Below are 12,774 nucleotides of genomic sequence, written 5' to 3' on the forward strand. Positions count from 1 at the left end.
ATACCTTTGAAACCCGCATCCAGTATGCGGGTTTGTTTTTTGCAGTTATTAAAAACCCCTGAATTGGTATTTCATGGAAACCTACTCCGGCTTTTCTCTGCGTCTCCGTGCCTCCGTGTTTCTGTGGTGAGAGGTCTTGATTTTCGCGTCTGTCCTAAAAAAATATCTCGTCTCTTTACGAAGGCAAGGCATTCAAACGGCCAGCCTCAGCCATCTCGCGGATGATGCGGATAGTGTCGATATCTGAATCCTGATAGGCCGAGCGGCGATATTCGTTGTACATTTCGTTTGCCGCGTCTTCCGCCTCGCTATGGCCGTCGTCATACGCAAAACGTACAAAAAAAGCCTCAGGTACCGGCTCTTCTATCGTCATGCGCAGTGAGGATTGCGGAATATCGTTTTGCGCCGCGACGTCGTAATGTATATGTTCCAGATGTACAAAATTTACCTGATCATTAATCACCAGATCGCCGTAGCGCAAGGTCCGTGTCATACGTGCTTCGGTGCGCTCGGTGATGTTGCATTCATCCAGATACGGCACGAACAGTTTCGGTGATTCTGCCCGCATCACCAGACCGCGCCAGAGTTGCTCGCGTGTGATGAAATCGTTCAGCGGATTGGTCAGGTCGTTAATTTCAATTAAATGTTCAAATTTCATACGCACATCCCTATTAGATGGCGCTTAGTTTACTCCGCTTCCGTCGCAATTACCAAGGGGCGGAGTGAAAACTGAGAATCCACTCCCCTACGCACCAGTGCTGGTGCGGCTCTTAGGGCAATCCTCTGGAAACCCCCATGAACAGTGCGCGCTGGCAGGGGTCTTTTTGCGTATCAGTACAGAACGGTGACAATCACGGTGACCGGACGGATTGCGGCTACAATAGCGCCTGCTACTACGTCACCCCCTGCTGTTTATCCCCTGAAGCTCCAATATGTCCCACGGTCTGAACCAACCTCAACGCGATGCAGTGAATTATATGGACGGCCCTTGTCTGGTGCTGGCCGGTGCAGGGTCGGGTAAGACGCGGGTAATTACACAAAAAATTGCAAATCTGATCGAGAAGCACGGCTACGACGCCAGACATATCGCAGCGCTGACTTTTACCAATAAGGCAGCGCTGGAGATGCAGGAGCGGATTGCAAAGTTATTGCAAGAGCCGAAAAAAGCCAAGCAACTGACGGTCTCGACCTTCCACTCGCTGGGCGTCAAAATCTTGCGCCAAGAAGCGCAGGCGCTGGGCTTGAAGGATCGTTTTTCCATCATGGATAGCGACGATTGTTTTTCACTGGTGCAGGACCTGGCGATCACCACCGATAAGCAGTTGATACGCCGTATCCAGACCGCAATGTCTTTGTGGAAGAACGGTCTGATCGATCCGGAAAATGCGATCCAGCAAGCCAAAGATGAAGAAGAAGCGACGGCAGCGCGGATTTACCGCAGCTATGTGGCGACCTTGTCGGCGTATCAGGCGGTCGATTTTGATGACCTTATCCGTCTGCCGGTTGAGCTGTTTCGCAGCAACGAAGCCGTGCGCGACAAGTGGCAACGTCGCCTGCGTTATCTGCTGGTGGATGAGTATCAGGATACCAATACCTGTCAGTACGAACTGGTAAAGCTGCTAGTCACTGGTATTGGCAAGAAGCCGATGTTCACTGCGGTGGGCGACGATGATCAGGCGATCTACGCCTGGCGTGGTGCGACCATCGAGAATTTAAAAACTCTGGGCATCGATTTTCCTGATCTGAAATTGATCAAGCTCGAACAAAACTACCGGTCCAGCACCCGTATTCTGCAAGCCGCAAATGCGGTGATCGGCAACAATCCCAAGTTATTCGAAAAATCCTTGTGGTCCGAACACGGGCTCGGTGATCCAGTCAAAGTGCTGGGGATGCAGGATGATGAACAAGAGGCGGATCAGGTCGCGATCATGATTTCGGCACATCGCTTCGAACGCCGTGCCAAATGGTCGGATTATGCGATCCTGTATCGCGGCAATCATCAGGCGCGGGTAATCGAGAAGGCATTGCGTAAAGAACGTATTCCGTACACGATTTCCGGCGGGCAGAGTTTTTTCGATAAAGCCGAGATCAAGGACATCATTTCGTATCTGCGCCTGATTGCCAACGAGGACGACGATCCGGCGTTCATCCGCGCGATTACCACGCCCAAGCGCGGCGTCGGTCAGGCTACGCTCGAAGTGCTGGGAGCCTTCGCCGGGCAATGGCAATGCTCGCTGTTTGAGGCCGTGTTTAAAGGCGGCATCGAAGCCAAACTCACCGATCGCCAGCTCACGCCTTTGCGCGGTTTTTGCAATTTCATTAATCAGGTCGAGGCCCACGCGCACCGCGAAGGGCATGCGAGTTCACTGCTGGACGACCTGATGAAAGAGATTAATTACGAAGGGTATTTGTACGACAGTTTTGATGACCGTGCAGCGCAGGCCAAATGGCAAAACGTACTGGACTTTACGAACTGGTTAAAAGAAAAAGGCAGTGGCGGCAAAGAAGGCACTGACGATCACCGCAGCCTGCTCGACCTGACGCAGATGGTCGCGCTGATGACCATGATGGAAGGCAAGGATGAAGAGCCAGACGCCGTGCGCATGTCGACCTTGCATGCGTCCAAAGGACTAGAATTTCCTCACGTGTTTCTAGTCGGTGTCGAGGAAGGCATCCTGCCGCACAAAGGCGATCCCGATGCACCGGTCGAAACCGTCGCCGCCCGCATCGAGGAAGAGCGCCGCCTGATGTACGTCGGCATCACCCGCGCCCAGCGCAGCCTGCACATCACCTGGTGCAAAAAACGCAAACGCGCCGGCGCACCGGTACATTGCGATGTCTCGCGCTTTATTAAAGAAATGAAGTTAGACGAAGGCACGGCAGTACCCACCGAAGAAGAAGCGATCACGCCACAAAATCGCCTGGCGAATTTGAAGGCTTTGTTAAGCCGGCCTAAAGAGTAATTGGAATATCAGAAATGACAATCGAATTGACCCCAGAATTTCCCGACCATCCTTGGATCTCGCTAGAAACTCCGCAAGATGTAGAGGGCTGGATGGATTTACAGAATCGTGAATTACAGGAAGCGATTGCGAAGTTGCCGGGTAATACTCAGCAATACGGGCAAAGTCTCGGGCAGGGGATTGCGTTTCGCCTGGCGCTGGGCGGCGATCTGTTTATGCATACCAATTCGGATGGCGATGTGTTGCTGGATGTGACGCCGGAGGCCGCCTGGGTGATACCCGTGATCAGTGCGGTGACGCAGGTTGATGTACCACGTGGTCAGGTCTTGATTTTACCTGCGCATGTACTGACGCAATTGGTTTTGGGTTTGAATAGCCTGATTGACTCTAGCTGGCTGGTATTGGGACATCGCTTCCGGATGAAGTAATGATGTTTATGCGCTGACAGCGCATGGTCGTTTATGGTGGTTGTCCTTCGTTGTTCACGGCTTGCCGTGAACAACTCATCCATACCAAAACTGTTACTGCAAACGTAACAAACAAAGCAAACATCCCCATCCGCATTCCCTAGTCAAATAGAACTTACTTAAGCGACAAGTTGCTCGCCACAAGTCGAATCCGCAGGCTGGATGCGGCTTTCAGAGGGTTTTCGTGCCAGCAGCCCCGTTCCGCTTGCGGATGCGTTTTGCGTTTTTGCGTCAATTCTGCCAAATCAAATAAAAATTCCCGGGTTAATTGACTAAACCATTTCTATCAATTTTAACGATACGTGAGCCGCCATCGCCGGTTTTGCTACCTGCAGCGGGATTTTGTTTGACGTTGACTTCTGCTACGCCGCTGCCGGTCGCATTGACTTTGGCACGTTCGACTAATAATCCGCTGGCATTCAGGTCACCGCTGCCACTGAGTTTTGCAACCAGCAATTGACCTTTGCCGGATAAATCAAGATTCGATGTGCCTGTGATTAGCACGTCAATCTGCGGACTCTGGATATCGTTTGCCTGCATATCGCCAGAGCCATGCAGCTCAATGCTGAGTTTGTCGCGGATGGTATTGCTGCTGATGCCACCTGTGCCGTGTGTTTTAAATTGTGCTTTGCCCGCGTGCAGACTCTTACCATCGAAATCGCCGGAACCATTGACCTGCACATCAAGCTCGCTGGTGTCACCCGCCAGGCTCAGGTCGCCGCTGCCGTTCATGCGTACGGTTGTGCTGCCTGCTTTCAGGCCACGTGCTTCCATGTCGCCGGAACCATCAAGCTGCGCCCCCAATTGTTTGATCTCGCCCGCGAGTTTGACATTGCCGGATCCACGTATGGTTGATTTGACCTGTGCTGCCTTGAGTTCTTTGACGCTGAGGTCGCCTGAGCCGTTGATATCGCTGTCGAGACTGTCGCTGACGATACCCAGATTCAGATTACCGGAGCCATTAATCTGCACGGTCGCCTTGGTGGTTTGCCATTGGCTCAGGTCCATGTCTCCGCTGCCATTGACATTGGTTTGCAGTTCTTTGCTTACCCCATTGGCGTGAACATCGCCGGAGCCGTTGACGGATAATTCCAGCTTATCGCCTTTGAACTTGTTCAGTTCCAGATCACCGGAGCCATTGACGTTGATGCGATTGAGTTTGCTGGCGGCGACCTTGACGGTCAGCTGGCGAGAATTGAAATTGGTCGAGAGATGGATGATCGTTTTACTTCTTGAACGGATATGCAGGGTATTGCCGGTGACGACGGTCTCTACTTCTTTGACGAGTTTTTCGTTGCCGACTATTTCTAATGAAGGACCGCCTTCGCCGGTGACAATGACATCGTAAGGACCTGTCATATCGATTTCAGTAAATTCGGTCACATCACGTTTTTCCTGAATGACCGGACCATAATTAACGGTCGAGTCACCGTCGTGGAACTCGACATTGCAAGCGCTCAGGGCGAGTAACAAAATAAGGCTGCTGTGTTTTAACATGATATTCCTCGTTTTATTCAATATGCCGCTAGCATACGTTAGCATTCTGTCAAATGGAATCGGGATGCGACAGACCGCAAAACCCGGTGACTAAAATGCGAATCTTAGGGATATGCGGTTGTCTCCCTTTAAAGTGACAGAGGCTGATGAGGGTTGAGCGGGTCGTGTTGTGATTAAGCTGTGAGCGAGCGGGTTGCGCCGATAGCGACCAGCAACAGAGCTGATGTCATCTCCGCCCGCGAGTCTGGCGATAATTTGCTTGAAATTTTTACTGACTGTTGCACAATCCCCTATACTGCTAGACGTTTTTGTACCTACCGTTCAATACCGCTAACCGGGTCGCATTCAGTCTGATGAATCCAATTATCTTGCAAGCTCAGGATGGTGCACAAGTTGCCATCACCGCGCATGGTGCGCACATCTGCTCCTGGATCCCGGCCGGTGGTGAGGAACAGCTATTTTTCAGTAAAACTTCCGAGATCCGCGAAGGCGTGGCAATGCGTGGCGGTGTGCCGGTCGTTTTTCCGCAATTTGCTAATTTGGGCGCTTTGCCGAAACACGGATTTGCCCGCACGGCTATGTGGCGTCTGGTCAAGGCCGGGCAGACCGCCAGCGGTGTTGCGCGGGCTGAGTTTGAGTTACACGAAAATATCGCCAGACTGCAAATCTGGCCCTATGTCTTCCGTGCGGAGCTGGTGGTGACGGTGGTCGGCTCCAGTCTGGATATACGCTTATCGATACAAAATACCGGCGACACCGGATTTAGTTTTACCGCAGCGCTGCATACTTATTTTGCGGTTGAGCAGATTGCCGATGTGACGGTGCATGGCCTGGAAGGTGTGCATTATCGTGACTCTGTTACTGGTGCTACGGGCTGTGTCGATCGCGATCCTGTGCTGCGCATTCATGGTGAAATTGACCGCATTTATGCGAATGCACCTCGTCTGTTGCTGTGTCAGCCAAAACAGACAACCTTGATACAACAAAACGGCTTCGCTGATGCCGTGGTCTGGAACCCGGGGGCAGAAAAGGCCGCGACGCTGCCAGACCTGGAGCCAGGTGGTGACCAGCGCATGCTCTGCATCGAGGCGGCTGCGATCATGCAGCCGGTGGTATTAGCGCCCGGAGCATCCTGGTCAGGGAATCAATCGCTGACGGTCAAGCGTACCTGAAACAGCGTGTGGTGAAATAGCATCCCGCAGCAAAAGTTCATGGGTGTAATTGGTGTAATCGCTACTGGCTGGTGATTAGATTACATTACATTTGCCTGAACTGATGCTGATAGGCTTGCGATACACTCATCCAGTCCTTGCTGCCATGCAGACGTAACGCGAGCCCTCCGTCGATTCTTTGTACCGCATCAATCGCGGCGACGTTCACGATCGCGCTGCGTGATATTTGCCAGAATTTATCGCCGTCGAGTTGCATCACCAGGTCTTTAATCGGTGTCCGTATATGCGCGTCGAATTTTGCAGTGATGACGCCGGTGTATTTTGCATCAGCGCGGAAGCACAGCACATCATTGATATTAATGAAGCGTAGCTGATTCCCTGAGGATGCTTGTATCCAGCTTAATTGGCTGACGGATTGGCTGACGGGTTTGCGATCCTCAAGTGCGGACAAGTCAGCAGGCTGTCGCACCAGCGTCGACTTCAGCCGCTTTATGGTGACTGCCAATCGTCCGAGGTCTAACGGTTTGAGCAGATAATCCACCGCACCCTGATCAAAGGCTTTTACCGCGTAGTCGTCAAAGGCGGTTAAAAATACGATATGCGATTGTTTTCCCGCCAGTCTGGCGACTTCAATGCCGGATAAGCCCGGCATGCGGATGTCCAGAAAGGCAATATCAGGGCGTAATTCTTCCAATAATTTTGTTGCGCTAATGCCGTCGCTCGCTTCTGCAATGATCTCAAGTTCAGGCCATAACTGGTATAAGGCATGGCGTAATTCCTGACGCAGCAAGATCTCATCTTCGGCCAGAATCGCCGTAGGTTTGTCGTGGATATTCATGCCAGAACCTGCCCATGCTGTGTCATGGCAGGCAAGCGAATGCATGCAGTGACGCCGCCTTCTGTACCGGCCATCATACTGAGTTCTGCCGTAGTGCCAAACAAGGCTTGCAAGCGCTCCTGTACATTCAGTAATCCTATGCCGTTGCCCATTTCATTTTTAAAACCGGCGCCATTGTCATGGACGGCGATGCTGAGTATCTCCTGTTCGCAACTGGCGGTGATTCTGACATTACCACCATTCACTTGCGGTTCAATGCCGTGTTTAATCGCATTCTCGACCAGCGTCATCACGGCCAGCGGCGGGATCAGACAGGCCCGGGCCTGCTCTGATGCCTCGATTTGAAACTGTAGCCGGTCACCAAGCCGTAGCTTCAAAATATCTAGATACGCATGCGCACGTTGCAGCTCCTGATCGAGTAGGGCGGTATTTGCGCGCAGGTCAGGCATCGCTGCACGCAGATAGGCGATCAGATGATTCAGCATGGTTTCTGCCGCATGGGCGTCTTGTTTGATCAGCGCCCGGGTATTTGCCAGAGTGTTATACAGAAAGTGAGGCTCGATCTGCCCTTGTAGCGCGGCTAGCCTCGATTCGAGTAACTGACGTTCTATCCGATGCCTGGCCTGTTCTGCATCGAGAACGAGTCTGGCGCGGCGTGCTGCTTCCAGATTCATCTCCGTCGGAGCAAGATGAAATAAAACAAAAACGACTCCCATCGCTGGCACCAACCAGTCAGGATGGCGCATCTGGCCCGCTGGCCAGAAATATCGTTGTAAGCCAATAGCGGCAACGATTGCAATCAGGATGCCGGTGCAGAGCAACATCCAGCGCCAGGCAGGTCGCACTGTCCACCCCGCCCACCTCAGCTTCCCTAAACCGATCCATATTATTTGCGTGATGCAGAACACCGCCAGCAGAGCAATCAGATCAGCCAGCCAAGTAGCGCGCCATCGCAGCAATTGCGAGGCCGACATTGCGATCAGGACCAGCAATCCGGGAAGAACAGGCCAGGCGTTTTCGCTGAACGCTGGCGGCGTGTTGGTTGTGATGTGTGTCATTCGATAAACTGTAAATTGGTCAGAGTTGTCGTGACAGGCCCTAGTGGAATTTCCTGATCAATCCGGCGCTTTTTTTCTAGTTCCTGTTTGGTCGATGCAGGCAACGCCTGGAATTTGATTTCTCTTATCCAGACTTTTCCTGTACCACGTAATCCGAAACCAATTTGCAACTGACTGACTTTCTTGTCGATCACCATGCCTATCTTGGTTTCTTTCCAGCCTTTGCTATTCAGTTTGGATGTGGCTACGCTATTAAAATGGCCAGGTCCTGCTGCACCATCACTTCCCCTTATCCACATTTCTGCTGTTGATGTATCGTCCAGTGCTTTTGATGTCACGGACAATTCAACCAGTTGTCCGTGCCAGGGTGTTGCATCGATCGTCTGGGTCAGTGCACCACCCCTGGTTTACTTTCAATAAAAACGGCGTGATGACCTTCATTCTGTTCTGATGGATCAATGCCGGTTGAGAAGTAAGTGCCGATGGCTTCGCTGGTGGTCCATCCTTTTGGCGCACCTGGCTTGATGGCGCCGGCAAAGGATAAATTCATTGCCGCGGAGATGGCAAATGCTGTCAGAATGATTTTCGCGTGTTTCATGGAATTCTTTCGTTCAATGATGGGAACCGTGAGCTTAGGCAAAAGAGATGACTGGCGTAACATCCGTGCGATGAGTGAGGGCAAACGCGCGATCACCAGGTAAATTGTTGCGATAAACGCTAGTTGGAAAACAATTGGAAAGTCATGCACACAAACGTTTTGTCGGCGTTGACTACTAGGTCAATGGCCAGTCTTATTTATACTTATTATCTATCGCTGCTGCAGTCCCGTCCTTCTCCATTTCACGCAGGATGTGATTGAAGCGATCAATCCGGCTTTGTTCTATGGCAGGGTTACAGGCCAGATAAAGTTCCACCTGATTGAATTGAAATAGTGGGACAATTTTCCCCGTCAGCCCCTGATTTTTGATCAAGGTCATACCAAGGCGCCCTCCGGTCGCCCAGAAATCGAAGCGTCCATACAGGAGTTTGCGAGGATTTTCTGCATCGTAGTTCGCAATATCGATGTTAAATCCGTTGTAGGTCAGATATTCGCTGACCGCACCTTTACGGTAGGCGCCGATGACATAGCTGCGTAAGTCATCAAGTTTTTTGGGATGACGCTTGTCGTCGGCGCGGGCAAAAATGACCCAGTTATTTTTTACCAGCGGCCCCACCCATTTGAACAGGTTTTCGCGCTGCGGCGTTCTGGTGGTAGAGAAGACGCAGGTATTCGGATCCTTTTGCCCCATCTGATAAGAACGAGCCCAGGGGTATGCATTGATGGTGATCCGTTCACCGGCACGGCGCATCAGTTCGATGAGTTTCTCGGTAGAGATGCCGTTGATTTCTTGTGTATCAGGATTGATGATGTTAAACGAGGGATAGTCTTCGGTCGTCAGTATCAGTGTCGGCTCTTGCGCCTGAATGGGATTGTCAATAAGTACGGTACTGAGCAAGACAGCATAGAGAGCACGAAGGCAATGGCGACCTAAACGCGGGGCAGCAGAACAGCAGTGATGAATGAAGCTTGATTGTGAAATCGACGTCATGCAACGGGACATACTGTCTCCAGTGGTGTGCTCGAAAAAATGTTCTCCGCCTGCAATAATAATGCATCGCGTCCTTTAATTGATCATCGACCTCGCGCCATACAAAAAAAATGCAGGTAAAGATTATCCTAGAGGTTCTCTGTTTCCCAAAAAATGACGACGCGCACGGTTACAATAAGCGCATTTGTTCGCCAGGGAAGCAAGATGCAAATTGATCATTTGTCTTACGGGTCCGATCTATCCGGACTGATCTGTGGTTATGTGTTTGTGCAGGGACAGGCGGGGCAGGTGATTCATACGCCGGAGGCGTTGGCGTGGTTAAAAAAATCGCCGGCAGAGCAGGCGAACGCATTTGTCTGGCTGCACTTCAATCTCAGTAATGCAGCTGCCGAAAAATGGCTGCATGAGCATACGCAATTACCCGAAGAATTTTATGAGACCTTGCATGAGGGCTCGCGTTCGACCCGGATCGAGCGTACAGATACCAGTCTGGTGGCGGTGGTTAATGATGTATTGCATGACTTTGCCTTTGAAGCATCGGACATTGCGACCTTGTGGCTGAGCCTGACCAATAACGTGCTGATCAGCGCCCGCCGCAAACCCTTACAGTCCGTGGACCGGCTGCGCAATGCGGTGAACAACGGAGAACTCTTTCACTCGCCGACCGAATTATTGACACATCTGTTGCGTGATCAGGCCGATGTATTGACCGGCATCGTGCGCAACGCAATCAAAAAAGTCGATGACATCGAGGACAATTTGCTGGCCGACCGGCTCAACCACAAGCGCGTCAACCTTGGCGAATTGCGCAGGGTGCTGGTTCGCTTGCAGCGCTTATTAGCGCCAGAACCTGCGGCTTTATTTCGTCTGCTGCAAAAACCACCAGCATGGGTTGCCGAAAGCGATGTCCAGGAATTGCGCCAATCAACCGAAGAGTTCGCTGTGGTACTGAGCGATATGGCATCACTGCAAGAGCGCATTAAATTACTGCAGGAAGAAATTGCCGCCAGCGTCAATGAACAGAATAACCGTTCCCTGTTTGTCCTGACGATCGTGACCGTGCTGGCCTTGCCGATTAATATTATCGCGGGTTTGCTGGGGATGAATGTCGGTGGTATCCCGTTGGCGCAGCACGAGGACGGATTCTGGATAGTGGTGGCGATCGTCGCGAGTTTTACGGTAATTGCCGGTTGGCTGGCATTTCGCAATCGTGACTGAGTTTGACGAGCATTCGTGCTGATCTGGATATTTTGTCAAATGGATCCTTCTTGGGAGCCTCTAAAAATCTCTAAATTGAAAAATCTTATGGATAGCACTACGCAAAAACCAAGACCTCTCACCACAGAGACACTGAGACACAGTGGAAAAGTAGGAGTAAGCGGTTCTATGGGGTAGGGATTAACGAGTTTTTAGAGGCTCCCAAATTAGATCCCTAAGGTGTATGGGGCTTGCAGAGCCATTTCACGCCAACAGGCGCATCTGGCTTGCGTATTCGGTTTTGGAATAGATATTTATGTTATCAATGCAATCCAAATGGCGGGATATTATTTCCGCCGTCACGTGAGGAGAAACTGGTGTGATGAATCGCAGATATAGCTGGCACGCGGCAGCTGGTGTTGTGGGGTTTTGTGTCATGCAATCGGTGTGTGCGGCATTACCTGAGCGGGATGATCTGGTGAGCTTGTCTCAGCAAATGCAGCAAGGTAAGCAAACGGCGGTTGGTTTATTGGATCGCTATACGCAGCGAATTCAGCGCCAGAATCCGGCATTGCATGCGGTTATTGCTATGAATCCTGAGGCCAGATCGCAGGCGCAAACGGCAGATCAGAAAAAATCACATCGCTTGCCTTTGCAAGGTATCCCGATTCTGATCAAAGACAATATCGATGCGGCAGGCATGCCCACCACAGCTGGCTCTCTGGCATTGGCAGAGAATGTCGCAATAGCAGATGCTCCGCTGGTCGCGCGTTTGCGCGCAGCGGGTGTGGTGATTGCAGGTAAAACGAATCTCAGCGAATGGGCGAATTTTCGCTCGACGACGGCGGCCAGTGGCTGGAGCAGTGTTGGCGGACAGGTGCGTAATCCTTATGCGACCGATCGTAGTCCTTGTGGCTCCAGCTCTGGCTCAGGTGCTGCTGTTGCGGCACGTTTGATTCCTGCGGCGATTGGCACCGAAACCGACGGCTCTATTGTTTGTCCTGCTGCTGTCAATGGCCTGGTCGGCGTGAAGCCGACTCTGGGACTGGTGAGCCGCTCGGGAATTGTGCCCCTCAGTCATAGTCAGGATACCGCCGGGCCGATGACCTTGACGGTACGTGACGCCGCATTGTTATTGAATGTCATGGCCGGTAGCGATCCGGCAGACGCGGCGACCAGGGATGCTGATCGTTTGCGTACTGACGACTATACGATGGGCTTCAGTAAGACCGGCTTGCAAGGCAAGCGGCTGGGTGTTGTGGGTAAATTAGTCGATAGCTATGATGCACAGACTAAGGCGGTATTTGAGCGGGCATTAAAGACGCTGAAGTCGCGCGGTGCGATCATTGTCGATCAAGTGGAATTACCTTATCTCGATTATCTGGAAAAAGATGAATTGACGGTGCTCTTATATGAATTTAAGGCCGACCTGAATGCTTATCTGGCTCACACACCGGCTAGTGTACAAACGCGCTCGATGGAACAGGTGATCGCCTACAACAAGCAATATGCGGACAAGCTGATGCCTTATTTCGGCCAGGAGCTGATGGAGCAGGCACAGGCAAAAGGCGACCTGAACACACCGGAATACCGCGAGGCAAGTACCCGCCTGAAACAACGCGCGGGTAGTGAGGGAATTGATGCCACACTCAAAAAGTATCAGTTGGATGCCTTGATCGCACCAACTACCGGCACGGCCTGGGCGATTGATTACAAGGCAGGTGACGTGATCGAGGGCAGCGCCAGTTCACCCGCTGCGATTGCCGGCTATCCTCATATCACGGTGCCGATGGGCCTCAGTAAACAATTACCGGTGGGACTTTCATTCTTTGCCGAGGCCTGGAGTGACGCCAAATTATTGAAACTGGCATATGCCTATGAGCAGGCAAGACCCGCTTTGCCCGCACCTAAGATCGCTAAGTAAAACCTTATAGCGCGGGGAATCGGCTTATTTGCCACCATTATTCTGCACAAATTTTTTCGTATTTTCTTA

The 12,774-nt window shown here is 51.7% G+C and carries 12 protein-coding genes; 5 read left to right on the top strand and 7 right to left on the bottom strand.

Annotated elements, in window-relative coordinates; genetic code table 11:
- Positions 1-175: 175 nt before the first annotated feature.
- On the bottom strand, positions 176-658 hold the full coding sequence (locus ACO0LE_RS05695) for an SRPBCC family protein (protein WP_422959454.1): 483 nt from the start codon (positions 656-658) through the stop codon (positions 176-178).
- A gap of 274 nt (positions 659-932) precedes the next feature.
- Between ACO0LE_RS05695 and ACO0LE_RS05700 the strand changes: the two genes are divergently transcribed.
- Positions 933-2,963, top strand: coding sequence for a UvrD-helicase domain-containing protein (locus ACO0LE_RS05700; RefSeq protein WP_422959455.1), 2,031 nt, complete (start codon positions 933-935; stop codon positions 2,961-2,963).
- A gap of 14 nt (positions 2,964-2,977) precedes the next feature.
- Positions 2,978-3,391: a hypothetical protein gene (locus ACO0LE_RS05705; RefSeq protein ID WP_422959456.1), complete on the top strand. Its 414-nt coding sequence runs from the start codon at positions 2,978-2,980 to the stop codon at positions 3,389-3,391.
- A 303-nt stretch (positions 3,392-3,694) separates the two neighbouring features.
- Here ACO0LE_RS05705 and ACO0LE_RS05710 read toward each other — a convergent pair whose 3' ends face one another.
- Positions 3,695-4,927 carry a GIN domain-containing protein gene (locus tag ACO0LE_RS05710; RefSeq protein WP_422959457.1) on the bottom strand — a complete coding sequence of 411 codons (1,233 nt, stop codon included), beginning with the start codon at positions 4,925-4,927 and terminating at the stop codon, positions 3,695-3,697.
- Between the two features lie 353 nt (positions 4,928-5,280).
- On the opposite strand from ACO0LE_RS05710, the gene ACO0LE_RS05715 reads away from it, so the two are divergent.
- Positions 5,281-6,099: a D-hexose-6-phosphate mutarotase gene (locus ACO0LE_RS05715; RefSeq protein ID WP_422959458.1), complete on the top strand. Its 819-nt coding sequence runs from the start codon at positions 5,281-5,283 to the stop codon at positions 6,097-6,099.
- An 85-nt stretch (positions 6,100-6,184) separates the two neighbouring features.
- Here ACO0LE_RS05715 and ACO0LE_RS05720 read toward each other — a convergent pair whose 3' ends face one another.
- The 5 genes from ACO0LE_RS05720 to ACO0LE_RS05740 all read right to left on the bottom strand — a co-directional run bounded on the left by ACO0LE_RS05720 (position 6,185) and on the right by ACO0LE_RS05740 (position 9,596).
- Positions 6,185-6,937, bottom strand: coding sequence for a LytR/AlgR family response regulator transcription factor (locus ACO0LE_RS05720; RefSeq protein WP_422959459.1), 753 nt, complete (start codon positions 6,935-6,937; stop codon positions 6,185-6,187).
- A complete protein-coding gene (locus ACO0LE_RS05725; protein ID WP_422959460.1) occupies positions 6,934-7,995 on the bottom strand; it encodes a sensor histidine kinase in 1,062 nt (353 codons plus the stop codon). Before ACO0LE_RS05725 ends, ACO0LE_RS05720 begins: the two co-directional genes overlap by 4 nt.
- Positions 7,992-8,333, bottom strand: a complete 342-nt coding sequence (locus tag ACO0LE_RS05730; RefSeq protein WP_422959461.1) for a hypothetical protein — start codon at positions 8,331-8,333, stop codon at positions 7,992-7,994. Before ACO0LE_RS05730 ends, ACO0LE_RS05725 begins: the two co-directional genes overlap by 4 nt.
- 50 nt (positions 8,334-8,383) lie before the next feature.
- Positions 8,384-8,593 (bottom strand): hypothetical protein, encoded by a 210-nt coding sequence (locus ACO0LE_RS05735; protein WP_422959462.1) that lies wholly within the window; start codon positions 8,591-8,593, stop codon positions 8,384-8,386.
- A gap of 193 nt (positions 8,594-8,786) precedes the next feature.
- Positions 8,787-9,596: a substrate-binding periplasmic protein gene (locus tag ACO0LE_RS05740; RefSeq protein WP_422959463.1), complete on the bottom strand. Its 810-nt coding sequence runs from the start codon at positions 9,594-9,596 to the stop codon at positions 8,787-8,789.
- Between the two features lie 192 nt (positions 9,597-9,788).
- Between ACO0LE_RS05740 and ACO0LE_RS05745 the strand changes: the two genes are divergently transcribed.
- Together ACO0LE_RS05745 and ACO0LE_RS05750 are read left to right on the top strand one after the other, a co-directional pair.
- Positions 9,789-10,802 carry a transporter gene (locus ACO0LE_RS05745; RefSeq protein ID WP_422959464.1) on the top strand — a complete coding sequence of 338 codons (1,014 nt, stop codon included), beginning with the start codon at positions 9,789-9,791 and terminating at the stop codon, positions 10,800-10,802.
- Between the two features lie 361 nt (positions 10,803-11,163).
- On the top strand, positions 11,164-12,705 hold the full coding sequence (locus tag ACO0LE_RS05750; protein ID WP_422959501.1) for an amidase: 1,542 nt from the start codon (positions 11,164-11,166) through the stop codon (positions 12,703-12,705).
- Positions 12,706-12,774: the final 69 nt, after the last annotated feature.

This window comes from Undibacterium sp. Xuan67W (assembly GCF_049340165.1).
In the GTDB taxonomy this organism is placed as follows: Bacteria; Pseudomonadota; Gammaproteobacteria; order Burkholderiales; family Burkholderiaceae_D; genus Undibacterium.